The organism is Mesorhizobium onobrychidis (assembly GCF_024707545.1).
GTDB classification, from domain to species: Bacteria; Pseudomonadota; Alphaproteobacteria; order Rhizobiales; family Rhizobiaceae; genus Mesorhizobium; species Mesorhizobium onobrychidis.
Map to the genome: position 1 here is coordinate 1,659,415 of NZ_CP062229.1, position 23,296 is coordinate 1,682,710.

Annotated in this window: 30 protein-coding genes, 2 tRNA genes and 2 pseudogenes; 9 read left to right on the forward strand and 25 right to left on the reverse strand. The window is 60.7% G+C overall.

The window, feature by feature from the left end; all coding sequences use genetic code 11:
• The first annotated feature begins 49 nt into the window (after positions 1 to 49).
• From IHQ72_RS08220 to IHQ72_RS08230, 3 genes are all read left to right on the forward strand, one after another.
• Positions 50 to 406: a helix-turn-helix domain-containing protein gene (locus IHQ72_RS08220; RefSeq protein ID WP_258121968.1), complete on the forward strand. Its 357-nt coding sequence runs from the start codon at positions 50 to 52 to the stop codon at positions 404 to 406.
• Positions 407 to 590: 184 nt separating this feature from the next.
• Positions 591 to 803, forward strand: a complete 213-nt coding sequence (locus IHQ72_RS08225; protein WP_258121969.1) for a hypothetical protein — start codon at positions 591 to 593, stop codon at positions 801 to 803.
• Between the two features lie 864 nt (positions 804 to 1,667).
• Positions 1,668 to 2,375 (forward strand): carbonic anhydrase family protein, encoded by a 708-nt coding sequence (locus IHQ72_RS08230; RefSeq protein WP_258121970.1) that lies wholly within the window; start codon positions 1,668 to 1,670, stop codon positions 2,373 to 2,375.
• Positions 2,376 to 2,568: 193 nt separating this feature from the next.
• Here IHQ72_RS08230 and IHQ72_RS08235 read toward each other — a convergent pair whose 3' ends face one another.
• The gene (locus IHQ72_RS08235) at positions 2,569 to 2,850 is read right to left on the reverse strand and encodes a hypothetical protein (RefSeq protein ID WP_258121971.1); all 282 of its coding nucleotides are present in this window, start codon (positions 2,848 to 2,850) and stop codon (positions 2,569 to 2,571) included.
• Positions 2,851 to 2,862: 12 nt separating this feature from the next.
• Between IHQ72_RS08235 and IHQ72_RS08240 the strand changes: the two genes are divergently transcribed.
• Positions 2,863 to 3,156, forward strand: a complete 294-nt coding sequence (locus IHQ72_RS08240; RefSeq protein ID WP_123150685.1) for a hypothetical protein — start codon at positions 2,863 to 2,865, stop codon at positions 3,154 to 3,156.
• Positions 3,157 to 3,171: 15 nt separating this feature from the next.
• Here IHQ72_RS08240 and IHQ72_RS08245 read toward each other — a convergent pair whose 3' ends face one another.
• From IHQ72_RS08245 to IHQ72_RS08295, 11 genes are all read right to left on the reverse strand, one after another.
• The gene (locus IHQ72_RS08245) at positions 3,172 to 3,336 is read right to left on the reverse strand and encodes a type II toxin-antitoxin system antitoxin (RefSeq protein WP_082982500.1); all 165 of its coding nucleotides are present in this window, start codon (positions 3,334 to 3,336) and stop codon (positions 3,172 to 3,174) included.
• A gap of 415 nt (positions 3,337 to 3,751) precedes the next feature.
• Positions 3,752 to 3,827, reverse strand: a tRNA-Phe gene (locus IHQ72_RS08250).
• Positions 3,828 to 4,024: 197 nt separating this feature from the next.
• Positions 4,025 to 4,222, reverse strand: a complete 198-nt coding sequence (gene yacG / locus IHQ72_RS08255) for a DNA gyrase inhibitor YacG (RefSeq protein WP_095491465.1) — start codon at positions 4,220 to 4,222, stop codon at positions 4,025 to 4,027.
• 13 nt (positions 4,223 to 4,235) lie between these two features.
• The gene (locus tag IHQ72_RS08260; RefSeq protein WP_258121973.1) at positions 4,236 to 4,862 is read right to left on the reverse strand and encodes a Maf-like protein; all 627 of its coding nucleotides are present in this window, start codon (positions 4,860 to 4,862) and stop codon (positions 4,236 to 4,238) included.
• Positions 4,863 to 4,889: 27 nt separating this feature from the next.
• A complete protein-coding gene (gene infA / locus IHQ72_RS08265; protein ID WP_006200926.1) occupies positions 4,890 to 5,108 on the reverse strand; it encodes a translation initiation factor IF-1 in 219 nt (72 codons plus the stop codon).
• Positions 5,109 to 5,201: 93 nt separating this feature from the next.
• Complete coding sequence (locus IHQ72_RS08270; RefSeq protein WP_258121974.1) at positions 5,202 to 5,609, reverse strand: arsenate-mycothiol transferase ArsC; 408 nt, start codon at positions 5,607 to 5,609, stop codon at positions 5,202 to 5,204.
• Between the two features lie 58 nt (positions 5,610 to 5,667).
• Positions 5,668 to 6,153 (reverse strand): UPF0262 family protein, encoded by a 486-nt coding sequence (locus IHQ72_RS08275; RefSeq protein WP_258121975.1) that lies wholly within the window; start codon positions 6,151 to 6,153, stop codon positions 5,668 to 5,670.
• A 6-nt stretch (positions 6,154 to 6,159) separates the two neighbouring features.
• Positions 6,160 to 7,452 carry a histidinol dehydrogenase gene (hisD, locus tag IHQ72_RS08280; RefSeq protein ID WP_258121976.1) on the reverse strand — a complete coding sequence of 431 codons (1,293 nt, stop codon included), beginning with the start codon at positions 7,450 to 7,452 and terminating at the stop codon, positions 6,160 to 6,162.
• Positions 7,453 to 7,462: 10 nt separating this feature from the next.
• On the reverse strand, positions 7,463 to 7,897 hold the full coding sequence (locus IHQ72_RS08285; protein ID WP_258121977.1) for a DUF2948 family protein: 435 nt from the start codon (positions 7,895 to 7,897) through the stop codon (positions 7,463 to 7,465).
• Between the two features lie 307 nt (positions 7,898 to 8,204).
• Positions 8,205 to 9,497 carry a UDP-N-acetylglucosamine 1-carboxyvinyltransferase gene (murA, locus tag IHQ72_RS08290; protein WP_258121978.1) on the reverse strand — a complete coding sequence of 431 codons (1,293 nt, stop codon included), beginning with the start codon at positions 9,495 to 9,497 and terminating at the stop codon, positions 8,205 to 8,207.
• 128 nt (positions 9,498 to 9,625) lie between these two features.
• Positions 9,626 to 9,886 carry a hypothetical protein gene (locus IHQ72_RS08295; RefSeq protein ID WP_258124091.1) on the reverse strand — a complete coding sequence of 87 codons (261 nt, stop codon included), beginning with the start codon at positions 9,884 to 9,886 and terminating at the stop codon, positions 9,626 to 9,628.
• 229 nt (positions 9,887 to 10,115) lie between these two features.
• Between IHQ72_RS08295 and IHQ72_RS08300 the strand changes: the two genes are divergently transcribed.
• A tRNA-Thr gene (locus tag IHQ72_RS08300) sits at positions 10,116 to 10,190 on the forward strand.
• Positions 10,191 to 10,926: 736 nt separating this feature from the next.
• Entirely contained in the window at positions 10,927 to 11,226 is a 300-nt protein-coding gene (locus IHQ72_RS08305) for a DUF1236 domain-containing protein (RefSeq protein ID WP_258121979.1), read from the forward strand.
• Here the strand turns inward: IHQ72_RS08305 and IHQ72_RS08310 are convergent.
• Positions 11,217 to 11,603: pseudogene (locus IHQ72_RS08310) on the reverse strand (transglutaminase-like domain-containing protein); the annotation flags it as partial. The gene IHQ72_RS08305 and the pseudogene IHQ72_RS08310 sit on opposite strands and share 10 nt — an antisense overlap.
• Positions 11,604 to 11,641: 38 nt before the next feature.
• Complete coding sequence (locus IHQ72_RS08315) at positions 11,642 to 12,541, reverse strand: transglutaminase family protein (protein WP_258123776.1); 900 nt, start codon at positions 12,539 to 12,541, stop codon at positions 11,642 to 11,644.
• A 215-nt stretch (positions 12,542 to 12,756) separates the two neighbouring features.
• Here IHQ72_RS08315 and IHQ72_RS08320 point away from each other — a divergent pair, with 215 nt between their 5' ends.
• Positions 12,757 to 12,957 (forward strand): hypothetical protein, encoded by a 201-nt coding sequence (locus tag IHQ72_RS08320; RefSeq protein WP_258121980.1) that lies wholly within the window; start codon positions 12,757 to 12,759, stop codon positions 12,955 to 12,957.
• A gap of 148 nt (positions 12,958 to 13,105) precedes the next feature.
• Here IHQ72_RS08320 and IHQ72_RS08325 read toward each other — a convergent pair whose 3' ends face one another.
• Positions 13,106 to 13,306 (reverse strand): CsbD family protein, encoded by a 201-nt coding sequence (locus IHQ72_RS08325; RefSeq protein WP_258121981.1) that lies wholly within the window; start codon positions 13,304 to 13,306, stop codon positions 13,106 to 13,108.
• Between the two features lie 206 nt (positions 13,307 to 13,512).
• Positions 13,513 to 13,776, reverse strand: a complete 264-nt coding sequence (locus tag IHQ72_RS08330) for a hypothetical protein (protein ID WP_127203582.1) — start codon at positions 13,774 to 13,776, stop codon at positions 13,513 to 13,515.
• A gap of 219 nt (positions 13,777 to 13,995) precedes the next feature.
• Here IHQ72_RS08330 and IHQ72_RS08335 point away from each other — a divergent pair, with 219 nt between their 5' ends.
• Complete coding sequence (locus IHQ72_RS08335; protein WP_258121982.1) at positions 13,996 to 14,280, forward strand: DUF3606 domain-containing protein; 285 nt, start codon at positions 13,996 to 13,998, stop codon at positions 14,278 to 14,280.
• On the opposite strand, the gene IHQ72_RS08340 is transcribed toward IHQ72_RS08335, so the two are convergent.
• The 7 genes from IHQ72_RS08340 to IHQ72_RS08370 all read right to left on the reverse strand — a co-directional run bounded on the left by IHQ72_RS08340 (position 14,237) and on the right by IHQ72_RS08370 (position 19,996).
• A complete protein-coding gene (locus IHQ72_RS08340) occupies positions 14,237 to 15,238 on the reverse strand; it encodes a YihY/virulence factor BrkB family protein (protein ID WP_258121983.1) in 1,002 nt (333 codons plus the stop codon). The two genes, IHQ72_RS08335 and IHQ72_RS08340, sit on opposite strands and share 44 nt — an antisense overlap.
• Positions 15,239 to 15,333: 95 nt before the next feature.
• Entirely contained in the window at positions 15,334 to 16,068 is a 735-nt protein-coding gene (locus IHQ72_RS08345; RefSeq protein ID WP_258121985.1) for a hypothetical protein, read from the reverse strand.
• A 294-nt stretch (positions 16,069 to 16,362) separates the two neighbouring features.
• Positions 16,363 to 16,773 (reverse strand): TadE/TadG family type IV pilus assembly protein, encoded by a 411-nt coding sequence (locus IHQ72_RS08350; protein WP_258121986.1) that lies wholly within the window; start codon positions 16,771 to 16,773, stop codon positions 16,363 to 16,365.
• Positions 16,763 to 17,206, reverse strand: a complete 444-nt coding sequence (locus IHQ72_RS08355) for a TadE/TadG family type IV pilus assembly protein (protein WP_027155565.1) — start codon at positions 17,204 to 17,206, stop codon at positions 16,763 to 16,765. The genes IHQ72_RS08350 and IHQ72_RS08355 overlap by 11 nt, the downstream gene beginning before the upstream one ends.
• A 5-nt stretch (positions 17,207 to 17,211) precedes the next feature.
• Positions 17,212 to 18,447 (reverse strand): TadE/TadG family type IV pilus assembly protein, encoded by a 1,236-nt coding sequence (locus IHQ72_RS08360; RefSeq protein WP_258121987.1) that lies wholly within the window; start codon positions 18,445 to 18,447, stop codon positions 17,212 to 17,214.
• Between the two features lie 187 nt (positions 18,448 to 18,634).
• The gene (locus IHQ72_RS08365) at positions 18,635 to 19,138 is read right to left on the reverse strand and encodes a DUF2314 domain-containing protein (protein WP_258121988.1); all 504 of its coding nucleotides are present in this window, start codon (positions 19,136 to 19,138) and stop codon (positions 18,635 to 18,637) included.
• Between the two features lie 84 nt (positions 19,139 to 19,222).
• Positions 19,223 to 19,996 (reverse strand): SDR family NAD(P)-dependent oxidoreductase, encoded by a 774-nt coding sequence (locus IHQ72_RS08370; RefSeq protein ID WP_258121989.1) that lies wholly within the window; start codon positions 19,994 to 19,996, stop codon positions 19,223 to 19,225.
• 205 nt (positions 19,997 to 20,201) lie between these two features.
• On the opposite strand from IHQ72_RS08370, the gene IHQ72_RS08375 reads away from it, so the two are divergent.
• Positions 20,202 to 21,518 (forward strand): NAD(P)H-dependent oxidoreductase, encoded by a 1,317-nt coding sequence (locus IHQ72_RS08375; protein ID WP_258121990.1) that lies wholly within the window; start codon positions 20,202 to 20,204, stop codon positions 21,516 to 21,518.
• Between the two features lie 271 nt (positions 21,519 to 21,789).
• Here IHQ72_RS08375 and proC read toward each other — a convergent pair whose 3' ends face one another.
• Both proC and IHQ72_RS08385 read right to left on the reverse strand, forming a co-directional pair.
• The gene (gene proC, locus IHQ72_RS08380) at positions 21,790 to 22,605 is read right to left on the reverse strand and encodes a pyrroline-5-carboxylate reductase (RefSeq protein ID WP_258121991.1); all 816 of its coding nucleotides are present in this window, start codon (positions 22,603 to 22,605) and stop codon (positions 21,790 to 21,792) included.
• Between the two features lie 129 nt (positions 22,606 to 22,734).
• Positions 22,735 to 23,295 (reverse strand): annotated as a pseudogene (locus IHQ72_RS08385) (O-antigen ligase family protein); the annotation flags it as partial.
• Between the last annotated feature and the right edge of the window lies 1 nt (position 23,296).

The following is a 23,296-nucleotide window of genomic DNA, read 5'->3' on the forward strand; positions in this document are numbered from 1 at the left end:
GCCGGTTGCACCATCGTGCCGTGCATAAGAAGGGGCAGGGTGGTGACTGATGGCCGAGCCCAAGCCTATCTATGCGCCGATCCCTGCAAGGGCGATGGGTGACAAGACGCTGACCGGCGAGGATTTGCGGGTGCTTATGGCACTCGCAGCCCACGACCGGCTCGGGGCGAATGGGATAGGTTGTTACGCCAGCCATCCCCGTCTTGCCGCTCTCGTCGGTTGCCACATCAAGAGCCTGTCGCGATCTCTCAGCACGCTCGCCCGCAAGCAGTACATCACAGCCGGCCCGCACCCACTCAATGGCAGGCTAAGGGTGTATCGCGTGATCTATTCCGAGTTCGACGGCCTCTATCTCAAGGCTGGAATAGTTAGCAGCCCCCGTTACCAATTCAGCATCAATAGGTAGCAATCCTGTTGCCGAAAATGGCCCGATAGGTAACAAGGTTTTTGAGAAAGCTGTTGATTATCAAGAGGATGCTGATGTAAATATATTAGGTGAAACCTATAATACATCCCGTGAAACGGTTTCAATACATCCCGTAGAAACGGCGTCATCGACGGAAGCGCCCTGGAAAAAGGGCAAGGAGCGGGTGAACCCGACAAGCGTCGGCGCCCTTCTGGCAATGGTCGAGCGCTCGTTCAAGGCCGGCGCACAGATCACCAATCTTCGAAAATGGCATGAATGGCTGGATGGGCTGGTAGGAGCCGAAGCCACGCTGGACAACAACGACTCCAATTATGGACGGGCTCAAAGGCTGTTCGAGGAGATTGGCAGTGTTCTCGATGTCGGTGGCGCATCATGACCGCCGCCGGAACCATCATTGCTGGCGGGATCGATCTGCACCAAGCGGTATGCCGCCTCGACCAGACACCGTCGCGCGCGTATCCTGCTGCAAAGCGCGGTATTCTCGGCCAGCATTTCCTCTGTGCGCTCAAGCGCGAGCTTGGTCCGGTTGATGCGCTCCCTGGCATCCGCCATCGCGCGTCCGTGGGGTTCCATGGTGTTCATCATAATTTACTAACTCATGGCGGACCGGATCGTTCCCGCCTACCAGAGCCGTCATTGGCGGCGGCAGAATGCGCCTGGCCTTCAGCGCGCTCTCACGCGGCGCGCGCAGGCCGGCCCGGGGCCGCGCATATAGTGGAGCTCTGGCCGGTAGCGGGGTGCAACGAATTCGCGAAAGGCTGATGCCAACCGAGTGATCAAAGCCCACCGCTCCATGACACAATCTCTGCAAGACGCCGCTGCAGGAGGCGGTTCATTTCCGATTTTTGTCTGGGCTATCCACGACATCATTTGTCCCAACCTCACAGGCCGGTATCGATATGGAACAGCGTGTTTTTTGCGCCCGGCATGTCTGAAACTGTGGAAGCAAGAACCGTGCCACGCTTGACTGCGCACGCTGGGCCGGTCAAAATGCGATTCTCAAGCGGAACTTTAGTAAATCCTAATGATTGTCTGTGACCAGCGGGCACGACCTCCGCTGCCTGCTGTAGATCGGGCTGCAACCCGATCGGGGCCCGCGCTCTCCGCCAGAGGCGCGGGCTTTTTCTTTCGAGCGCGGGTGGCTTTTAGTGTAAATCCTTAACCAGTAAGAAGACCGTTCCTTGACCGAACGGTTGCAACCAAGGATCATCTTTTAGTTAGCTAACTCAAGGGGGTCCCGATGCTTACTCGCCGTATTTTCTGCGGTTGTCTGCCGCTTGCTGCAGCAACCCTTGCTGCCGCCCAGGCACACGCTCAGTCGTCAGAATGTGTTGTTTACAACCGTGAGCGCCAGCAAGGCGTCAGTCCAGATGCCGCAATTGACCTTCTGAAGGCGGGTAATGAACGGTTCGTCGCGAACAAGATGATCAATTGCGATCTCTTGGCTCAGGTGAAGGCCACATCGACCGGGCAAGCGCCCTTTGCGGCAATTGTCGGCTGCATGGATGCGCGTGTGCCGCCGGAGCTCGTATTCGATCAGCGCATCGGTGACATTTTCTGCGCCCGCATCGCCGGGAATTTCGTCAATACCGACATTATCGGCAGCCTCGAATTCGCGACGAAAGTAGCCGGCTCGCGCGCTATAGTTGTGCTGGGGCATTCCGAATGCGGCGCCATCAAGGGAGCCGTCGATAACGTTCAACTCGGAAATCTCACTGCCACCCTGGCCAATATCCGGCCTGCGGTGGACGGGGCCACGAGCGACGGTGAGCGCAGTTCCAAAAATGCGCAGTTCGTTCAGGCAGTGGCGAAAATGAATGCGCAGCTCGCGGCCGAGATGCTCACTTCAAAGAGCCCGATTATGAAGGAGCTTGTTGATTCCGGGGAACTGCGCATCGTCTGGGCGATGCACGACGTGGCGACGGGGCATGTCGCCTTTTCCGTTTAAGCATGGCTTATCCGGGCGGGTGGTGCGTCGCACTGACGCCCGGACGCCAGCGACCACATCTTGGGAAGATGGCCGGCGCCACTGTGGGGGGCGTTGGGGTAGATTGCCTGTAGGGCGCCGGCCGGGCGGATTGGGGTCCGCCGTTGGAAAGTACAGATTACGGCGATTCAAGCAACTTCCGTGATCGCGGAACCTACGCGCTGCCGTCTGTTTCGCTCTCTTCATCGATTTCGCGCACAGGCAGATAAGCGTTTGTTTCGAGCCATTCGCGCAGCACGATCTGAATGAGGTCCGACCGGCCAATGTTCATTTCAGCCGCGATGGAGTTGAGAGCGTCCTCCGTTGCGGGCTCCAGCGGCACGCCGTCAGTTCGCACGGGGCGGGCGGTTTGCTCCAGTCGGGAATTCCGATTTGGAGGCCGCCATTGCACAGCTGCCCTGCGACATGCGAGTTTGTCAACCAAATGGCTCATCATGGGAGTCTCGTCATGTCCATTCGCCGGATTGCGTTGACCTCGGCAGCGGTCACGCTTGCCTTCACAACCCTCGCCCAGGCCAGGCCGGACACCCGCGCCATGACCTGCCAACAGACGCAGGCGCTAATCCAGAGCCATGGCTCGGCGGTGCTGACCACCGGCCCGAACACCTATGCCCTCTACGTCCGCCAGTACAGCAATGCGTGCGACTGGTCGTTAATCCCAGCGGTAGGGTTTGTGCCGACGCGCGATGGCCAGTGCTTGGTTCATCGATGCAGAGAGCCGCTCTACACTCCTCCCGGCTGACGGTGACGAGCATAGCTATTCTGCTGCGCCTTTCGGCAGGTAGCCCTTTTCCCGCAGATACGTGGTCAGGATCTTCTCGACCATCGATGACACAGACCGCATGTCATCCTTCGCCGCTTCCTCCAGAGCATTTTTCAACCCCTGTTCGATGCGGAACGAAATCGGAGCCGTCCTGACCATGGTGTGCGATCCTCATACAGTAGTTGACGATTGATGACATTGTATGAGATTGTGAGAGGGTAAGCAAACTAAACCACGGGAGAAACCAAATGCCGAACACCACTGTTCGGGCAGCCGCCGAAGGCATGCCCGAGAATCAACCGCCGCCGCGATGCGGGCCTCGATCGCCGACATTCGGTCCGGCATTTTGCCGAGTTCGCGCCATAGCGGCATATCGGCCAGCCATTTTCGTACGTCCTCGATTGCGCCCATTTGCCGTCCCCCCATGTCGCGTCCATGTCGCGTGGACCTGCCGATAGTGGCAGGAAACCCTTGGAAATCAACGGTAGCAGTTTGCAACATGATGCGACATGGAAAAGGCGTAAGTCGCCAAGTTGGCGACAGCATAAAGCGTTGTTTTTATTGAGGAAAGGAGTGGTGCCCAGAGGCGGATTCGAACCACCGACACGCGGATTTTCAGTCCGCTGCTCTACCAACTGAGCTATCTGGGCCTGTTCCGGCACGCGGGCAGTTCTGCACGCCGGATTTCTTGAAAGCGCCGCAGGCGCCCCTTGAAAGCGCGTGGGTTATAGCACGGGAATCCGACCTGTCCAGCGCTTAAGCGTTGATTTCAGGCGGGAAACGAACAGTTGTCTGACAGGCTGATTTATGGGGCGCGGTCGAGGCCCGCAGGCTGCTCTGAACAGCCTCATTTGGGAGGATCGTTGTCCGTTTCGTCCTCGTCGTCGCGGGCCGGAATGACGTAGGCGCCCTTGAGCCAGCGGTTGAGGTCGATGTCCTTGCAGCGCACGGAGCAGAACGGGTAGGTCTCGCGCGCCGACGGCTTGCCGCATTCGGGGCAGGGCCGCTTGGGGCGCAGCGGCGTGACCTTGTCGTCCGAGCTCATGGCCGCCCCGAGCTCATGGCCGAGCTGACTGCCGGTTGGCATGCACCTTGAAACCCTCGCCGGTCAGCAGCGCCACCGTCTCATAGAGCGGCAGGCCGACGATGTTGGTGTAGGAGCCGACAAGCTTGACGACAAAAGCGCCGGCCAGCCCCTGGACGGCATAGCCGCCGGCCTTGCCGCGCCATTCTCCCGACGCGACATAGGCATCGATTTCGGCGCGCGGCAGCCGCTTGAAACGCACCCTGGTCTCGACCAGCCGCTGGCGCAGCTTGCCGCCCGGCGTGATAAGGCAGATGCCGGAATAGACCCGGTGCGAACGACCTGACAGCAGGCCGAGGCAATTGGCGACGTCGTCGAACGTTTCGGCCTTGGGCAGGACGCGCCGGCCGACGGCGACCACCGTGTCGGCGGCCAGTACGAAGCTGGGCACATAGTCGTCTTCCGCCTGCAGCGAGGCCAGCGCCTTCTCGGCCTTTTCCTTCGACAGGCGCTTGGCCAGCGAGCGCGGATGCTCGGCGCGCAGCGGCGTCTCGTCGACACCGGTCGGCAGCACGCGGTCCGGTTCGATGCCGGCCTGCTGCAACAGTTCGATCCGGCGCGGCGAACCCGAGGCAAGCACGAGCTTCTGCAAAATGCTCATCGCGATCCCGGCCGAACTCTGACGATCTTACTTGAAACGGTAGGTGATGCGGCCCTTGGTCAGGTCGTAGGGTGTCATCTCGACCAGGACCTTGTCGCCGGTCAGCACGCGGATGCGGTTCTTGCGCATGCGGCCGGCCGTGTGGGCGATGATTTCGTGTTCGTTTTCAAGCTTCACCCTGAACATCGCGTTGGGCAACAATTCCGTGACGACACCCGGAAACTCGAGGACTTCTTCCTTCGGCATTCGATACCTTTGCTTGGACGGGGATTCCCGGCGCCCCCGGCCGGAATTTGCGCGGAACCTATATGATAATCGTGCGCTTGTGAACATGCTTAATCAGCGCGGTTTTTTGCCTTCCGGCGCCACAAAACGGCGGCCGATCCGCGCCTTCAGCCGCTCGCGCACCTCGCGGTAGGCGGCCATGATCTGCTCACGCGTGCCGCCGACGTCTGTCGGGTCCGGCATCGGCCAATATTCGACGTCGACGGCAAGCGAGCGGGTAAGCTCGAGCGCGGTGTGATGGGCTTCCGGTGACAGCGTGACGATCAGGTCGAAATAGTCGTCCTCGAGATCGTCCAGTGTCCTCGGGTGCCGCTCACCCAGCGAAAGTCCGTCCTCGGCCAGCACGGCGTCGACGAACGGGTCGCGTTCGCCGCCGCGCACCCCGGCCGACGCCACGAAAGTGGTGGCCGGAAGCAGCTGGCGCGCCAGCAGTTCGGCCATCGGCGAGCGCACGGCGTTCATGCCGCAGACAAACAGGATCGAGCGGGGCAGGATCGAGCGGGGCAGAGGGGCTGGCAGGTCAGCCTCGCCAGTGTAGCACGCAGACCAGCGTGAACAGCCGGCGCGCCGTGTCGAAATCGATGTCGATCTTGCCGGCCAGCCGGTCCATCAATGTCTGCGAGCCTTCATTGTGCAAGCCGCGCCGGCCCATATCGATCGCCTCGATCTGGCTGGGCGTCGAGGTGCGGATGGCGTCGTAATAGCTTTCGCAGATCATGTAGTAGTCCTTGACGATGCGCCTGAGCGGCGTCAGCGACAGGATGTGGGTGACCACGGCAGCGCCGTCCTCACGCGTCACCGCGAAGACCAGGCGGGATTCGGCCAGCGACAGTTTTAGCCGGTAGGGTCCGGCGCCGTCGTCATTGACCGGCTGGAAGCTGTTTTCCTCGATCAGGTCGAAGATCGCCACCGCCCGCTCATGCTCGACATCGGGCGTCGAACGGCCGATCGATTCGTCGAGTTCGACATCGATCAGCCTGGCATGGGTTCGATCGTAGTCCGACATGTCAGTCTACATGTTCAGCCGTATGGCGACGGAGCGTCCATGCGCGTCGAGGCCTTCCGCCTTGGCCAGCGCAATCGCCGCCGGCGCCAGCGCCCGCAGCTGCTCCGGCCCGAGCTTCAGGATCGAGGTGCGCTTGACGAAATCCAGCACCGAAAGTCCGGACGAGAAGCGCGCCGAGCGCGCCGTCGGCAGCACGTGGTTGGAGCCGCCGACATAGTCGCCGATGGCTTCCGGCGTGTGGCGGCCGAGAAAGACGGCCCCGGCATTGCGCATCCGCGCCAGGAAGGCTTCCGGCTCGTCGATGGCAAGCTCGACATGTTCGGCCGCGATGCGGTCGACCAGCGGCAGTGCCGCCTCGATTCGAGGAACCAGGATGACGGCGCCGAAATCGCGCCAGCTCGCCGCCGCCGTCCCGGCGCGCGACAGGTTTTTCAGCTGGCGCTCGATCGCCTGCTCCACCGCCGCGCCGAAGGCGGGATCGTCGGTGATCAGGATCGACTGCGCCGACACGTCATGCTCGGCCTGGGCGAGCAGGTCGGCGGCGATCCAGTCCGGATCGTTGCTGCCGTCGGCCACGACAAGCACTTCCGAAGGCCCGGCGATCATGTCGATGCCGACCGTGCCGAACACCTGGCGCTTGGCCGCGGCGACATAGGCATTGCCGGGGCCGACGATCTTGGCGACCGGCTTTATCGTCTCGGTGCCATAGGCAAGGGCTGCGATCGCCTGCGCGCCGCCGACGCGGTAGATCTCGGATATGCCGGTCAGGTCCGCCGCCACCAGCACCAGCGGATTGATGATGCCGCCGGGCGCCGGCACCGCCATGACAATGCGCTCGACGCCGGCGACCTTGGCCGGCACGGCGCTCATCAGCACCGAGCTTGGATAGCTCGCCGTGCCGCCCGGCACATAGAGCCCGACCGCCTCGATCGCCGTCCAGCGTGAGCCGAGCTCGACGCCGGCAGCGTCCGTATAGCGGTCGTCGTTCGGCCGCTGCCGCTCGTGATGGGCACGGATGCGGTCACGGGCGAATTTGAGCGCCTCGATCGTCTGCGGGTCGGCCGCATCGTAGGCCTTGGCGATGTCGTCTTGCGATACGGCCATGCCGAGGCTTTTCAGATCGGCCTGTTCGAATTTCTGCGTATAGTCGATGAGCGCCGCGTCGCCCTCGGCGCGCACCCGCGCGATGATTGCGCGGACCACGGCGTCGACGTCGGCGGACACTTCCCGCTTGGTCAAAAGGAACGCGGCAAAACGCTGCTCGAAATCGGCATCGGACAGACGAAGCGTAATGGCCATCTTGTGCTGCTCAGGCTCTGTGGAAGGGGCGCGACGTCGCTTCCCAGGCGCCGCCAACGTCAGCCAGCCGCGCCTCGATGCACTCGACATCGAGCATGATCGCGCCGCCGCCTGAAAAGATCAGCTCGACAATGCCGGCCGGCTTGTCGAGCGCGATGAAGCTGATCGCCAGCAGCGACAGCACCTCATCAGGCTTATCGCGGGCAATGCCGCTGGTCTTGGCACCCAGAACCCGGTCGAAATGCAGCACGCTTTGCCGCCGCTCATTGTGCTGGCGGAACAGGCCCGATTTCGCCTCCCAGACGAAGCGGCTCATGGTCATCACGAAGCGCTTGGCCGCCGGCATGTATTCGAGGTCGCCGACCTTCAGCACGGCGTCCTGGACATGGGCCGAGACGATGCTCAGATCCTGATCGTCGAGCGCGACAAGCTTGAGAAGGTTCATGCGGATTTCGCACCTGCGAAGGTTTACAATCGGCTTTCTGTTAGGCGGTCTTGGCGATCCGTGCAACCGCGCCACGGATTCTGACCAGGGCAATCGCATCAGGTTTGCGCTGCCCCTCATCGCCCTGCCGGGCACTTTCTTCCCGTATAGTGACGGGGCGAAGAACGCCTTCGCAAAGGGTTTCGCCAATATCCAGCGTTGCAGAACGGGAGCCCACGTTAAGGCCAGCCCCTTCTCCCCGTCACTATACGGGGGGAAGATGCCGGCATGCAGATGAGGGGCAGCGCCGACCTCAGGCCCGCTGCCGTTACCCCGAAATCCGCTCGATCACCGCGCCGCAGCCGGACAGCTTTTCTTCCAGCCGTTCAAAACCGCGGTCGAGATGATAGACCCGGTTAACCGTGGTCTCGCCTTCGGCCGCCAGGCCGGCGATGACCAGCGACACCGAAGCGCGAAGGTCGGTCGCCATGACCGGGGCGCCCTTCAGCTTCGGCACGCCGTCGACGATCGCCGTCTGGCCGGACAGCGTTATATGGGCGCCGAGCCGGGCAAGTTCCTGGACGTGCATGAAGCGGTTTTCGAAGATCGTCTCGGTGATGCGCGACTTGCCCTTGGCCATCGTCATCAGGCCCATGAACTGCGCCTGCAAATCGGTCGGAAATGCCGGGAACGGCGCCGTCGCCACGTCGACCGGCGCAATGCCGGCCCCGTTGCGCCTGACGCGGATGCCGGAATTGGTCTGCGTGATCTCGGCGCCGGTCTGGGAAATCACGTCGAGCGCGGTCTGCAACAGGTCCGCCCGCGCGCCTTCGAGAACGACGTCGCCGCCGGTCATCGCCACCGCCATCGCATAGGTGCCGGTCTCAATACGGTCGGGAATCACCCGGACGCGCGCGCCCGACAGCGCTTCGACGCCGTCGATGGTGATCGTCGCGGTGCCGGCGCCGGAAATCCTGGCGCCCATGGCGTTGAGGCATTCGGCGAGGTTGACGATCTCGGGCTCGCGGGCGGCGTTTTCGAGCACCGTCTCGCCCTTGGCCAGCGCCGCCGCCATCATTAGTACATGGGTCGCGCCGACCGACACTTTCGGGAAGACGTAGCGGTTGCCGACAAGACGGCCGTTCCTGGTCTTGGCGATGACATAACCGGTGTCGACGTCGATATCGGCGCCCAGCACCTGGAGGCCTTCCAGGAAAAGGTCGACCGGCCGCGTGCCGATGGCGCAGCCGCCGGGCAGCGACACCTTGGCCTCGCCCATGCGGGCAAGCAGCGGGCCGATCACCCAGAACGACGCGCGCATCTTCGACACCAGTTCGTAGGGTGCCGTGGTATCGACGATGTTGCGGGCGGAGAGATTGATGGTGCGTGAATAGCCCTCTTGCTGCTTTTCGCGGCGGCCATTCACCGAATAGTCGACGCCGTGATTGCCGAGGATGCGGATAAGCTGCTCGACATCGGCCAGATGCGGCACGTTTTCCAGGGTCAGCGTGTCGTCGGTCAAAAGCGAGGCGATCATCAGCGGCAGCGCGGCATTTTTCGCGCCCGAGATCGGAATGCTTCCGGCAAGCTTGTTGCCGCCGACAATTCTGATGCGATCCATTTAAAGAACGTCCCCTCGGCCGAAAGGCCAATTTTCAATCGGTTGAGTCTGTTGTGGCCGGTCTAGACCATTGGCCGGCTTGGTTCAAGAAACAGGATTCCGCGCCCGGACCAGCCTGTTGATATCCGTCAATCCTTTTGCGTTTCCCTTAAGGCGCCAAGCCCTTCCGGCCGCTGATCGGCGTCGCCAGTGCGCCGCGAGCGCGACTGCGCCTTGCGCTTTTGCAGATTGGCGCGCAATTGCTCGGCAAGCCGGGTCTTGCGGTCGGCCATTTTCGGTGAGCCGTCCTTTTTCGATGGACCGCCCTTGTCAGGTGGATCGGCCTTGTCAGGTGGATCGGCCTTGTCAGGTGGATCGGCCTTGTCAGGTGGAATTGTCTTGTCGTTCATGGTTCCGTCCCGGCTGGCGACTAGAGCGATGTGCGTCCGCCTGGGCGCCCATCGTGCTTTCCGAAAATCGATTCCGATTTGCGGGCCGATGCGGCCAGCCGCTATTCAGGGATAGCCAACATTGTGGCGCTGCCATGTCCGCAAAACCCGTCGGAGCGGGCTTTCGCAGATGGCTTGCGCTTGGCCTTGCGCTTGCCGGTTCGATATGGCAGAAGCCCCGCCATCGACGGCTGCGGTAGCTCAGTGGTAGAGCACTCCCTTGGTAAGGGAGAGGTCGAGAGTTCAATCCTCTCTCGCAGCACCAGTTTTCCCGAAGATTTTCAACAGTGTGCTTCGCCTGGTCATTTCTTCTTGCCGGCGCCAGCGGGCGAACGAAGGCGCAACATGGCACCAGTATCCATGGATTTTCCGCGGACTTTGTTCCCTTTGCGTTTACGAGTCGGGAACAAATCAGCCTTCCTGCTTTCCTCCGAAACGATGACATGCGCGTAGCGAGCTACTGACTTTTCGTCCTTCCACCGGCCCGTGCCAGCGAGCCCGCGCAAACCATGCCAACGTATCGACGCATTCACGTCGCCCAGGTGTGGCAAAAGGTGTGGAAGGTCACGAGATGCGTTCAGTTCCTGCGAACCTCGCCACAAATCTGGCGGCAGCCTGCCAATGCTGGGTCAATCCTAAGCGGGATCCTGCTACAATCCCCTATGGCCGCTCGAATAGTGGTTATCCTGGCGCTTCTTTCCGCCTTCGCCTACGGATTCGCAAAACTCGTGGAACGTTATGGCGACGCTGGCGACGAGCCCTCTCCGTGTGAACAATGGCCACATCCTGATTGTCCAGTCCCAAACGCGCCTCCTCCGGAAGAACCTAAGCCTTGAGCGGGCGCGTTCGCGGGCGGCCCCAAACGTCAGCGTTGAATGTGCCGTGGCAGCGGGTTCGCGCACGGCAAGTGGAACAAGAATTGCTCCGCACCGTTCAGGTAAGTAAGCAACCCGTGGCGGCAGCAATCAAGCACCGCAGCTGAAGGTTGCTTGGAGGCTATTATGGAAAAGCAACTTACATCGGCTGCGGCAGGCATCCTTCTGCTCGTTGGTGTCAGTGCCGCCGCCGCTCAGGACGTCATTATTCAACCCGAGCAGGACATTGTGATCCGGGAGTACGTGAAAAAGAAACCGGTGGCATCGCTCAACCTTCCCGGCGTGGAGCTCAACATCGGCACTGCTCTGCCCGAAACAGTCGAGCTCTACGAGGTGCCGGACGTTCAGTACCGCTACGTGATCATCGATGGCCGAACCGTCCTGGTCGATCCAGGTACCCGCAAGATTGTGAGGGTCTACGACTGACTTAACCCCTCACGCTGAAGCCCGTCATGCCGAAAGGTGCGGCGGGCTGGCGCCTTCTCAGGCTCGGCTTGGATTTCTTCCGTGATGACTTCGAAGTGAGTGAGCCGGGAAAGGCCGAAGCTCGTTGAGATGGCGACATCATTCGCATCACATCCCGTCGCCATCAGGATTCTGCCTATGCGAGGCTGGTTATGCCGTGCATCAAAGATGAACCAATGGCCGCTGAGATAGGCTTGGAACCATGCGTTGAAATCCATGGGATACGGCATCGGCGGTATCCCGATGTCGCCGAGATAGCCGGTGCAATATCGCGCCGGAATGTGCATGCAACGGCACAGAGCGATTGCCAGATGCGCAAAATCGCGACAGACGCCGGCGGGCAAACTCCGGATTGCCGCGAACAGTTCCGAGCACATTAGGATATGCTAATTCTTTTGGCATCGGCTTCCTTCACCACCTTGACCTCCACCGTCATGCCGAGAAAGCTCGACGCGCTGCCGCAGTAGCTTCCGGAAAGAGGGATGGCTTGCCCAGGATGCCTGGCCACAGCCACCCTGATCAGATCCCGGTTGCCGACAATGCCGTTGGTGGGATCGAACTCGACCCAACCCGCGCCAGGCAAATAGACCTGGCACCAGGCATGCGTCGAACCGCCGCCGAGGACAGAAGCACTGTCACGGTTCGGCACATAGACATAGCCAGTCACAAAACGCGCGGCAAAACCGAGCGAACGAACCGCTTCCATCATGAACAGGGCAAAATCCCGGCATGTGCCTCGACGCAGGTGCAAGGTCATGAGAGGCGGTTGCGTCCCTGATTCAGTCCGACGGGAATACACAAAGCTCTCGTGGATGGCGTAGCAAAGCGTCATCAACAATTTGCCCGTCTCGGTGTGGCCTCTGGCACTCACGAACTGTCGTGCCCATTTGCCAATCTCGTCGCCGTCATCGAGATGATGGCGCTCGATGGTTTGGGTGAGATCGGTTGCCTCATCGGGATCATAGGAAAAGGGATAGCTGAGCGCTGCTTCATCGATGCGGAAATCAGGCGCATGCTGCGGCGTGTGATCGAGCCGAATATCTGTCACGAAACGCAGTTCGTCACCCGAGCCCTTGAAGTCGATTACCGCAACACAGTTTCCGAAAACGTCATGGATCCAGCGAACCTCTTTCGGCTCGGGGCCCACGAACAGGGCGTGATCCAGAAGTCGCTGATCGAAACTATCGCGCGGCCTGAACATCAGCCGATGCTCACCGAACGTCACCGGTTGCGTGTAGCGATAGACGGTCGTGTGCTTGACTGAAAAAATCGGCATTGGCTTGCGTCGACCACCTGCGATATCAGCGCAATCATATAATCTTTTTCGATGTGCAGCGGACAAAATGGGGGCTTCCGCCTCGCCACGGGCCGCATCAGGCCCGCTAGGCCTTTTGCAATCTCTAATTGGTAGACTCTCTCAATGCCAGGGAAGTTAATCTTTGCGCCAAGGAGGGGCCAAGGCGAGGAACGTCGCAAACGGGAGGAAGCAAAATGAACGAAGACTACGGTCTGGCCACAGACCACGACAAGCCTTACGAAATAGCTGCTTTCGCTGAAAAGCACGGCCTTACGATACGGGCTGCCGAGCTGATCCTTTTCGCCTATAGCCCGTCCCGAGCGGCGTGCGATACTGCCGCAACGGCTTTCCTCACGGCCGTCGCCGCCCAGGCCAAGAGACAATCGGCGCGCTAGCTCTCGTTCCGAAAATCCTGGAGCGGCGGGTGGCGTAGATCACCTCGCCACCGCCGCCTACACGTCGCCCGCCGCCCATTTCGGAGCGGCAGGCTTTGGACGGTGTCAAGGCTGCACCAATCGACGGCGCAGCCTTGATTCTGAACGCTCAGGTAAGGCTTCTGGACCAGTCATCTATCTGCCGCTCTGCCTCTTCCTTGACGATTCCATACCGCTCCTGAATACGTCCTGCGAGTTGGTCACGATTGCCCTCGATGCGATCAAGGTCATCGTCGGTGAGGTCACCCCATTGCTCCTTGGCCTTGCCTTTGAACTGCATCCATTTTCCCTTGATTTGATCCCAGTTCATGGATTCCTCCTTTGTTGTCTAGAGGAAATGCAACTGGACACCACATGTTCCCGACAGCGGATCGCCCATGACGATTAATGCCCATGGCGATTATCATTGGCGACGCAGTAAAAGGCCGCCGGTCGGAGCCAGCGGGCGAATTGGAGCAGGATGGGAACGATCCGCGTCTTTGAAATCACACTCGGCAGAAACGTCCCTCAGCCAGATCAGCTGGCGCGCGCCAAGGCGATCGATATGACGTTGTCTGCGTCCGCCTCCGGTAGATCGAACAGCATCGGAAGTTGGCGGGTCATGGCCATTTCAACGATCAACTCTTCAATGGAAGCTGTCGGCAGATCGGTCTCGACACTATTCGAGATCATCGAGGCAAGCTTGTGGACTGGCACTGGTGCCGACTTCGCACGGTCGTCGAGCAACCTGCTGATTTCGATTACAACATCTGCGTCAATGCTCTTTGGCAATTCGCGCATGGCTTTTTCCTCCCTGCCCATATCATGCGCGTGCCAGAGGGCTGCGTCTCGAAAAATCGACGTATGAATTTAACCAAAGGCGTGCGTCGGTCCGATTGCTTGGCCGTGCGTTCGGGCCTGCGGCGAAAAAGCGCTTTGGTATCGCATGCGGCAACGAAATCGCCCCTTTTGCGTTGGCCAACCATACATCGTGAGCAAACGTGACAAAGGAGAGTAAGCATGACAGCCGACGCGGCAAAGCTCTATCCCCGCCACCGGGATCGGATCTCCGGCAGCGAGGATTATGTAGTAAGGCATTTTGCCCGGCAAAACGGCATCACCCCAGCGCAGGTCCATCAGTTGATCAAGAGATATGGAAGCAGCCGCGCCAAGCTGGCGGCTGCGGCGAAGGAACTTCGCACGTCGCTTCGGCCGGACGTCCCCAAGACCATGCTCGCCTCGGGGCGCCGCGCCGGACGTCTCAGCGCCGGTGTTGATGCCAGAAATGGCTTAAAACCGCGGTAAGGAGACTGCTGAAAACAATCCAGCCGACGACTTCGTTTTCGGACTTTTCAATCCTGGCCGCGGTTGCCAGCTGCTGTTCGCGATCACTTGCTTTGATGGTCGCCTCCAGATCGGACCGGCTGCCGTATCGAACCGAGTAGGCTCGTGTAAATTCGGCACCCAACAGAAAGATCTCGGACGAATAAAAGACCCACAGCAGCACGACGAGCAGCGCACCGGCTGCCCCGTATGACGATGCGACGGCGCTGGTTCCGATATACCAGCCGATCAGCGATTTGCCGATCGTGAAGAGAAACGCCGTTACTATGGCGCCGACGCCAACATCGCGCCATTGCAGCGTGCGGTCGGGCAGCACCTTGTAGATTGCCGCAAACAAGACCGCGATCAGGGCAAACGAGACGATCTCGTTGATTGCACTCAGGATTATGGTGCCGAAGGGCAGGTATGCGTTGATGATTTCGCCAAGCGCCGAAATTGCAGCGCTCGCGACCAGCGACACAAGGAGCAGGAAGCCAAGCGCCGCGACGAGCCCAAGGCTTGCGGCGCGCGCCCGCACAAGGCTGGAAATCGATGTCTTACCCGGTTTGACTTTCCAGATTTCGTTCAGCGCAAGCTGCATTTCGCCGAACACGCCGGATGCGGTAACGAACAGTGTGACGAGCCCGAGGATGGCAGCAAGCGTGCCCGCCGTTTGACGTGACGCGTTTTCGATTGTCGCTTGCAAAAGCTCCGCGCTCTGCGGACCCATCAGGCCCGCGAGCTGGGCCGAAAGGGCAAGTTGCGCCGCATCGTTTCCGAAGGCCAGGCCAGCGATAGCGACAACGATGAGCAGGACCGGCGCAAGCGAGGTCGTGGCATAAAACGCCATCGCTGCCCCGTGGCTCAAGGCATTGTCATTGATGAAGCCGACAATGCTCTCCGCAAGCAGCGCCCAGCCCTCTTTCGCCAGATTCCACATATTTTGCCTCACCTGCTTCTCAAGCAAGTAGAGGCAACACCGCAGCGGACCAGAGCATCACGTTCGAGAAGTCCTGGTCTGTTTGAATCCGCAGTTCAGGTGACGGATCTTGGGTTGTTTGGCGTGACCTGTCCCGAGGCCCTCCTTGTGAGACCAACCTGCGTTGGAAAGGCCGAGAATGCCGCGATGGCCAGAAAGATCGGAATCCCCAGTTCGAGAATTTCTTCGAACACTGTGGAGGTATAGATCCGGGTGAGGTGGATGCCGAGAAATGTGAGATTTGATGGCGCCCCGTCGATCACCTTGGAAAGGACGGCGCAGCCGATAGAAGCGGCAATGGCAACGGCAGTCGCGTCGCCGTGGCGAAGCCCGTGCACAAAGCTGCGGAGGCCGTCCTTCAGGAGCAAATAGAACGCAACGATGAGCGCAATAATGACCGTCGCGCCGATTAGCTTTTCCAACAGCGGAACGTCAGGCGAGATATAGAGGGTGGTCTTGGTGATGTTGTGGGTCGTGAAATGCGCATGGAAGTCCAGCTCGCGCAGGCACATCGCGATCGGGATGGCGACAAGGTACCACCGCTTGAGCAGCTCCCGATAGGACATTTCCCGGACAAGCGTTGCCACGACGATCAGGTAGCCGGCCGCCGAGAAGACTTCAATTGGACCGCCCTCGCTGAGGTAAAACTTCCGCATGTCTTCGGGAAGAAAAGCGAGCGGCAGGGCGATGAGAAAGACGAGCACCAGCAGCGCAAGGCCCATTTGATTGAAATAGTGGCCCTTGCCGTAACCGGCCTTTCTTTCGCTCCACGCCATATCTGTCTCGCCCATCTGTCTTGTGCCGACTCTCTGCTGATCGTGATTTCACTCAATTTGAAAGACTGGGCCGTTGTCAAGTTGCCGCGCCCGATGCCCGGCCGCTTGCCGGTGCTCTGACGGCATGACTGCGCAAGCGTGACGAGCCTGGTCCGGCCTAGCGCGGTGATGGCTGTCCTGTCCAGAAACGTGTCTTTGTAGCGACGACGACCCGTTCGCTCACGCCACCGATCGCCGCCATCTACCCTGCGGCGGTGTTAATCAATCGGCGCCCCACCGCCTGTTGCGTAAAGGCGCTGTTGGACGCTCTCACGATCCAACCAACGGGACTGTGACAGTTGTCGCATAATTGATCGGATATTGGTCGAAGTACGGGAACTCGATCACGAAAGCATATCTGGCCGTGAGATGCGCCATGCGGAAGCCGCCGCTGGGAGGGTCGATTGCTATCGTCACATCGACATCATTCAATCCCAAACTCAGCAATTTTTCTGTGGCTATGGCCTCTATTTCGGCCTCGGTCAGCGAGTTCTTCAACTGCAGCGCACGTGAGGACGTTTCCAGCGTATAGCGAACGCTGGACATGGCATTCAGAGCCCAGCCGAATGCGAAGATACCGAACAAAAGCATTATCAGAAAAGGTGCGATCAGCGCGAATTCCAGCCCAGTCCCGCCTGATGCATCACGGCTGAACGCTCTCGCGATCCGCTTAGCGGACACGGATCACCTCTTGATGGCCGATCTCGCGAGAAAGAGAAAACGCGCCAAAAATGAAGGGCGGGGACCAGGTCGCCGTCGCTTTTATTTCCACGAAGACCGAGGGAGCTTTCGTCCCCCCGTTGCACAGGCTCGATGCATCGACCACGGTGCTTCCGCACATGTATTTCCGGCCCAGTGTAACCTGTGCGCCTTCGGGATGGTTTTCCCAACTCGAAAGGGCGACGGCTTGGGTGGCCGCGTCGTCGGTTGCTCCCTCCATCACAAGATTTGCCGCCGTCTTGACGCTTGCGCGCATCGACAGCGAGCTTGATACGAAAGACCAGCCGTCAATGATGCCGAAAAGCACCAGGCAAAGGATCGGCACAATCAGGGCAAACTCCACCGCAGCAACACCCGAATCGTTCCGGAAAATCCGGCCTGACCGCCGTTCCATGACGGTTACTCGACAAGCTGAACGGATTGCGCGGCCGGAATCTCTCGCATTCCGAGGCTCGTGCAATCCTGCTTGATGCTCGTAGCGCCGGACCACTCTACCGTATCGGCGACGACCTGTGTGCAACCACCTTGGCCCGAGAAATTGCCGAGATATTTAACCTCCTGCGTTGGAAAATACAGAGCACCGGTCAAAAGCGAATCCGCCGTGCCATTAAACGAGTTCGATCCCGCCAGGTTTGCTCTGTCGCCGTAAAACAGCACACCCGAATAGGTGCCTGACGTCGGTGCGCTAAGCTTGACGGTGGCCGTGCCGTTCATGCTGACGCCGGAGCTGCCGGCCAGATAGATGATGACTCCGTCGCCGGAAATATTTGCGTTCGCGCTTGCTTTGAAATCGCCCCCCTCAACGACATATACCCCAGGCGAGAGCGTTACACTGCCGCTCAAGCTGAGCCCCTTGCAGTATGTTCCAGGTTGCAAGGTCGACTGATTGTCGTTTTGACAGGGGTTCGTGGCTGGCGGCGCCGGCAAATCGGCAAAAGGATCCGCAGCGGGCAGGGCCTGGGTAAGCGGGTTCGCGCAGACGGTTTTTACAACATTGCTCAATGAAACACCGCCTGCCGATATCAGGCAATCGGCCTCCAGATATGCCGACCCTTGAAGCTTGAGGGCGTCCGCGGCGATTGAATCCGACATGACGGAGCAGCCGGTCAGCTTGAGGTTCGAACTGCCGGAAAAGAGCGCCGCTCTCGAAGCGGAAGGATTGAGCGCCAGAACGCAGGCTTTTGACGCGTCCGTGATAAGAGCCACGGCCCTTGCCTGTGCGCCGACCGCGCTTTGACTGAATATCGATGTGAAAAATCGATCGAGCGTCTGATGGACGACTACTTCAACCGCCTTTTTTGCGACATTCGGTCCGGACGATGGAGGCGTGAAGACCTCGATTGTGCCTGTCGATGGTCCCCAGCCGTTCGTGATCGCTGACAGTGTCGCGGCCGAGACAATCGTTGGCTTGTCGGATCCCGAAACTTTTTCCAAAGCGCCGGCATAGGCTGCCGCATCCGCCACCGCCTGTAGCTTCAGGCTGCTGTAATACCAATAGGAAGTCTCGACACCGAGCCCCGCTCCGCCGACAACAATCGGCAAAGACAGGGCAAAAATAATAGCAACGTTGCCGCTCTCGCTGATTCGTCGCGGACAGCTGAAAAAACGCCTGAAGGTACCGCCAACCCATCCCATTTGCCTATTCAAGCAGCGATGCATAAAGGAATGACTAAGAATTTCACTCGATTTGTTAGCTGCGCTCCTCGCCATCCGCCGGCGCTGAACCCAAACCAGGCGCGCGCAGCGGCGTCACAAGTTCTGTTGGCGCTGGATAGAACGCGGACGTTGGCCCCAAAAAGATCTTCGTTAAGCGTGCGTTGAGTCAGGACGGCAGTGGCTCATAAACTGAAACCCAGACGTATCGATCGTATGAGCCACGATCTTTCTCAGGAAGCTTGTCTCGGGTTACGCGCAATGTGAATCCCCCTTGCAAGTGCCCCTTGGCGAGAACCATCCAATCGAAAATATCGTCGCCTTCAAATGCAAGTCTCTGCGCGGCCTGATGCCATTTCTGAAGCGCGGGTGGCACCTCGAAAAACGTACCCGAAAATAGCCGCTCCTCAGCATGATAATGCACGGCGGTAAGCCAAAGGAAAAGAAAGCTGTCCTCGCCAAGACGTTCGGACTCGTCAGGATCGCGAAACCGAAGCTTCGCAGAACACAGGGCGTCTGCATTCCTCTCTATGTGTTCGATAAATATCGGCACACTCGCAAGCGCTCGGTCGTAAGCAGCTAGTGTGGCGGGGTCTGTTTTCGAGATAGCCAGGAAGAGTGGCTCATCCCGCGGCTCGTCGAATTTACCGTTCGATTGAGATTTTTCGCTCATAAAAGACCTCTTGGACTAATCTTGAACGCTCAACGAAACCTCAGCACTCGCGAGGCGGTGTTGCAGCACCAGCCAAAGAGCCCCTCACGCCACCGACCAGCCGCCATCAACCAGTATGTTCGCGCCGGTGATCAGCGACGCTGCCGGCGAGGCCAGGAACACCACGGTGCCCGCGACATCGATCGGATCACCGATGCGGCCGAGCGGGATGTGGCCGAGCACATGCCTATGAAACTCCGGATCGGCGAGCGAGGGCCGCGTTCCGTCGGTCCAGATGAAGGTCGGTGCGACGCTGTTGACGGTGATCTTGTGCTGCGCCCATTCGGCCGCGAGGCAGCGGGTGAGGTGGTTTATCGCCGCCTTGGTCATGCAGTAGATCGCTTCGCCCTTCAGCGTCACCGTGCCGGCCTGCGAACTGATGTTGATGATGCGCCCGGATTTCTGCTCGATCATTAGCCGGCCGACCGCCTGGGTGGTGAAGAACGTCCCCTTGAGGTTGACGTTCACGGTGAGGTCGAAATCCGCTTCGGTCACGTTCTCCGCCAGGTTTTCAGGTCCAAGCCCGACATTGTTGACGAGTACGTCGATGCGGCCGAAGGCGGCGTGGGCGTCGGCGACAGCTTTTCGCACCGTCGCCAGATCGGTGAGGTCCATCTGTACCGCCAGCGCGCGCATGCCCATGCGCTCGATCTCGGCGGTGAGGTCCGCGCCGTCGGCAGCAATGCGCACGCCGACGATCACGTCGGCGCCGGAGCCGGCGCAGGCGAGCGCGCAAGCGCGTCCGATGCCGCGCGAGGCGCCAGTGACCAGCACAACCTTGTCAGCCAGATCGAATTTCGGCGTGAACTCGTTCGTCATCTCAACCTCCCCTGAAAACCCTGCGCGAGGCGCGCCGCCCGACAGGGACGGTCTCCTCAGCCCTGAACATCATCGGGGCGGATACACTACCCGCTCGCGATATGAACGCCAGTCACAAGAAATTGCCGACGAGGGCCGGTTTCGTTGGCAAAAGGTCACCGTTCCCTGCTATTCCCCCTCCAAATCAAAAGCAGTGGACTTGCGCATGACCAATGTCGCCCTGACCGGGCTTGCCCGCGATCTCGCCAAGCGCGCCGCGGAAGGCCGTCCGGTGCGCATCGGCGTCATCGGCTCCGGCGAGATGGGCACCGACCTGGTGACGCAAGGCATGCTGATGCCGGGCATTTCGGTGTGCGCCGTCTCGACCCGCCGCCCACACACGGCGCGTGATGCCGTCCGTATCGCCTATGGCGACGAGGCGATGGCACGCGAGGCCGATACGCCGTCGAAGCTCAGCGAGGCGATCGAGAGCGGAAAAATCGCCATCACCTCGAACGAGATGCTGGTCACCAATCCGCTCATCGACGTGGTCATCGACGCCACCGGCAAGCCCGGCGTCGCCGCCGATTTCGACCTGATGGCGATGGAGCACGGCAAACATCTGGTGATGATGAATGTCGAGGCCGACGTTACCATCGGCTGCTATCTGAAACAGCAGGCCGACCGGCTCGGCGTCGTCTACTCGGTCGGCGCCGGCGACGAGCCGTCGAGCTGCATGGAACTGATCGAGTTCGCATCCGCGCTCGGCTACACCATCGTCTCGGCCGGCAAGGGCAAGAACAACCCGCTCAACCATGACGCGGTTCCCGATGATTATCGCGCGGAAGCGCTGCGCCGCAACATGAACCCGCGCATGCTGGTCGAGTTCGTCGACGGCTCGAAGACCATGGTCGAGATGTGCGCCATCGCCAACGCCACCGGGCTGGTGCCGGACATTGCCGGCATGCACGGGCCCAAGGCCGATCGCGATGAATTGGCCAAGGTGCTCATCCCGCGCGCCGATGGCGGCATCCTGTCGAGAAAAGGCGTCGTCGACTACACCATCGGCAAGGGCGTGGCGCCCGGCGTCTTCGTCGTCGTCGAGGCGACGCACCCGCGCATCATCGAGCGCATGGACGACCTGCATATCGGCCACGGGCCCTATTACAGCTTCTTCCGGCCGTATCATCTGACCTCGCTGGAAGTGCCGCTCACCGCCGCGCGGATCGCGCTCTATGGCAAGCCTGACATGGTGCCGCTGCCGAGGCCGGTCGCCGAGGTCTGCGCCGTGGCCAAGCGCGATCTCGCCGCCGGCGAGACTTTCGATGCCATCGGCGAGACCTGCTACCGCTCCTGGACCATGACTGTCGAAGAGGCCCGCGCCAACCGCGCCGTGCCGGTCGGCCTGCTCGAAGGCGGCAAGGTGCTGAAACCGGTCAGCAAGGGCGAGCTGCTGACATCAGGCAATGCCGCGCCAGACACGACAACTAGGCTTTTCGCCTTGCGCCGGCTACAGGACGAGATGCTGTACGGGGCGGGGTAGTGCGGTGCAGAAATTTGATGCCGGCGGGACAGCGCCCCCTCTGTCCTGCCGGACATCTCCCCCCACTTGGGGGGAGATTGGCAGCTTGAGCGGCTCCGCTCGAGCCTTAGACGGTGGCGATCGGCGAAAGCGGCGGTGACGGCCAATCTCCCCCCTCGTGGGGGAGATGTCCGGCAGGACAGAGGGGGGCGCGAAGGATCGCTATAGAGCGTTTGCTATCATCGCTGACTGTCAACGGTCGCCGCCGACCGGCTTGCAACGCCTCACGCCGCTACTTCCCCAGTTCGATCGACCTTAGCCGTGCCGCCTCCACCGCTTCGGTGAGCAGATGGGTCAGCCGGTCCTCGCCCATCAGCACGGCCAACGCGGCGGCCGTGGTGCCGTTGGGGCTGGTCACCTGCTGGCGCAGCACGCCCGGATCTTCGCCGCTTTCGGCGGTGAGCGAGGCGGCGCCATAGACCGTCTGTATGGCCAGCAGGCTGGCGGTTTTGGCCGGCAATCCGGCCTTCTCGGCAGCCACAGTCAGCGCTTCGATGAAATGGAAGATATAGGCAGGTCCAGACCCGGACACCGCCGTCACCGCGTCCATCAGGCTCTCGTCGTCGATATCAGTCACTTCGCCGCTCGCCGAAAGCAGGTCGGCGACGAAGCGTTTGGTGTCGTCGGAAACCAGCCGGTTGGAAAACACCACCATCATGCCCTTGCCAATGGCCGCCGGCGTGTTGGGCATGCAGCGCACGACCGGCGCGCGATCGCCCAGAATGGCCTCGAAAGTGGCGACCGGCGTTCCGGCGGCGATGCTGACGAAGGTGGTACGGCCATCATTGAAGCGCCTGTAGGCGGCAGTCGCGTCGCGGATCACTTGCGGCTTCACCGCAATGACGACGAGGGCCGGAACGGCATCCGCTGAAATGCCGTCGGCGTCCGCCGCAGCACTGCAGCCCAGCGCTTCGGCGCGCTTGCGCAAATCGGAATTGGGCTCGACCACGAAAACCGCCGCGGGGGCGAGCTTGCCCGATTTCACCCACCCCGAGAGCATGGCGTAGCCCATATTGCCGCAACCGGCGAGAACAAGCCTGATCGTCATGGAAAACCTCCGCTAGAGCATCGGACCCAAAAGCGGGTACCGGTTTTGGGAAAATCCGATGCTCAAACAAAAAGATGGCTTCCCATAGACGTTCGTGGCGGGGCGGGGAAGCCCTGTTGGGACGGAGGATCAGGACGGACCACGGACCGCAATCGGCCGCAGCGACACTTGTTTGAGGCCGAACATGCCGAACACGAAGAACAGCCAGACCGGATCGGCGCGATGGAAGAAGACGCTTTCGAGGAAGGCGTTCAGCGCTGCGAACAACACCACCATCATGAAGAAGTCGCCGAGATAGATGTTTTCCCTGCGCAAGGGAATGCGCAGGTAGTCGCGCAGCGGCGCGATCAGGAATGTGTAGACCGCCACGCAGAGCGCCGGGATGCCCATCAGCACGGCGATGTCGAGATAGCCGTTATGGCCATGCACGATGGTTCTGATGTCCCAGGCCCGGTCGAAGGGCTGGTCCTGATTCAACAGCAGTGGCGTGCCCCAGAAGCTCTCGAAGCCGTAGCCGCTCCACGGCCGCTTCGCCAGCATCTCGCCGGCGAATTCCCACAGCGTCGTGCGCCCGGTATAGGTCAGGTCGGGGAAATAGATCGCCGCCAGATGCTTCACCGGCGGCAGGAAGACGATGCCCAGCGTGCCGATCGCCGAGGCGATGATGGCCAGCGCGAACAGGATCGGCGTA

Bases quoted from the DNA above. Each gene is read 5' to 3' on its own strand.
- IHQ72_RS08240 (WP_123150685.1), top strand. From the start codon at position 2,863: ATGTCCATTCGCCGGATTGCGTTGACCTCGGCAGCGGTCACGCTTGCC.
- murA (WP_258121978.1), bottom strand. From the start codon at position 9,497: ATGGATCGCATCAGAATTGTCGGCGGCAACAAGCTTGCCGGAAGCATT.
- IHQ72_RS08260 (WP_258121973.1), bottom strand. From the start codon at position 4,862: ATGAGCATTTTGCAGAAGCTCGTGCTTGCCTCGGGTTCGCCGCGCCGG.
- infA (WP_006200926.1), bottom strand. From the start codon at position 5,108: ATGCCGAAGGAAGAAGTCCTCGAGTTTCCGGGTGTCGTCACGGAATTG.
- IHQ72_RS08360 (WP_258121987.1), bottom strand. From the start codon at position 18,447: ATGGGATGGGTTGGCGGTACCTTCAGGCGTTTTTTCAGCTGTCCGCGA.
- IHQ72_RS08330 (WP_127203582.1), bottom strand. From the start codon at position 13,776: ATGCGCGAATTGCCAAAGAGCATTGACGCAGATGTTGTAATCGAAATC.
- IHQ72_RS08325 (WP_258121981.1), bottom strand. From the start codon at position 13,306: ATGAACTGGGATCAAATCAAGGGAAAATGGATGCAGTTCAAAGGCAAG.
- IHQ72_RS08355 (WP_027155565.1), bottom strand. From the start codon at position 17,206: ATGGAACGGCGGTCAGGCCGGATTTTCCGGAACGATTCGGGTGTTGCT.
- yacG (WP_095491465.1), bottom strand. From the start codon at position 4,222: ATGAGCTCGGACGACAAGGTCACGCCGCTGCGCCCCAAGCGGCCCTGC.
- IHQ72_RS08345 (WP_258121985.1), bottom strand. From the start codon at position 16,068: ATGGGCGAGACAGATATGGCGTGGAGCGAAAGAAAGGCCGGTTACGGC.
- IHQ72_RS08285 (WP_258121977.1), bottom strand. From the start codon at position 7,897: ATGAACCTTCTCAAGCTTGTCGCGCTCGACGATCAGGATCTGAGCATC.
- IHQ72_RS08315 (WP_258123776.1), bottom strand. From the start codon at position 12,541: ATGCCGATTTTTTCAGTCAAGCACACGACCGTCTATCGCTACACGCAA.
- IHQ72_RS08245 (WP_082982500.1), bottom strand. From the start codon at position 3,336: ATGGTCAGGACGGCTCCGATTTCGTTCCGCATCGAACAGGGGTTGAAA.
- IHQ72_RS08375 (WP_258121990.1), top strand. From the start codon at position 20,202: ATGACCAATGTCGCCCTGACCGGGCTTGCCCGCGATCTCGCCAAGCGC.
- IHQ72_RS08275 (WP_258121975.1), bottom strand. From the start codon at position 6,153: ATGTCGGACTACGATCGAACCCATGCCAGGCTGATCGATGTCGAACTC.
- hisD (WP_258121976.1), bottom strand. From the start codon at position 7,452: ATGGCCATTACGCTTCGTCTGTCCGATGCCGATTTCGAGCAGCGTTTT.
- IHQ72_RS08365 (WP_258121988.1), bottom strand. From the start codon at position 19,138: ATGAGCGAAAAATCTCAATCGAACGGTAAATTCGACGAGCCGCGGGAT.
- proC (WP_258121991.1), bottom strand. From the start codon at position 22,605: ATGACGATCAGGCTTGTTCTCGCCGGTTGCGGCAATATGGGCTACGCC.
- IHQ72_RS08230 (WP_258121970.1), top strand. From the start codon at position 1,668: ATGCTTACTCGCCGTATTTTCTGCGGTTGTCTGCCGCTTGCTGCAGCA.
- IHQ72_RS08270 (WP_258121974.1), bottom strand. From the start codon at position 5,609: ATGAACGCCGTGCGCTCGCCGATGGCCGAACTGCTGGCGCGCCAGCTG.
- IHQ72_RS08305 (WP_258121979.1), top strand. From the start codon at position 10,927: ATGGAAAAGCAACTTACATCGGCTGCGGCAGGCATCCTTCTGCTCGTT.
- IHQ72_RS08295 (WP_258124091.1), bottom strand. From the start codon at position 9,886: ATGAACGACAAGACAATTCCACCTGACAAGGCCGATCCACCTGACAAG.
- IHQ72_RS08335 (WP_258121982.1), top strand. From the start codon at position 13,996: ATGACAGCCGACGCGGCAAAGCTCTATCCCCGCCACCGGGATCGGATC.
- IHQ72_RS08340 (WP_258121983.1), bottom strand. From the start codon at position 15,238: ATGTGGAATCTGGCGAAAGAGGGCTGGGCGCTGCTTGCGGAGAGCATT.
- IHQ72_RS08220 (WP_258121968.1), top strand. From the start codon at position 50: ATGGCCGAGCCCAAGCCTATCTATGCGCCGATCCCTGCAAGGGCGATG.
- IHQ72_RS08370 (WP_258121989.1), bottom strand. From the start codon at position 19,996: ATGACGAACGAGTTCACGCCGAAATTCGATCTGGCTGACAAGGTTGTG.
- IHQ72_RS08235 (WP_258121971.1), bottom strand. From the start codon at position 2,850: ATGATGAGCCATTTGGTTGACAAACTCGCATGTCGCAGGGCAGCTGTG.
- IHQ72_RS08320 (WP_258121980.1), top strand. From the start codon at position 12,757: ATGAACGAAGACTACGGTCTGGCCACAGACCACGACAAGCCTTACGAA.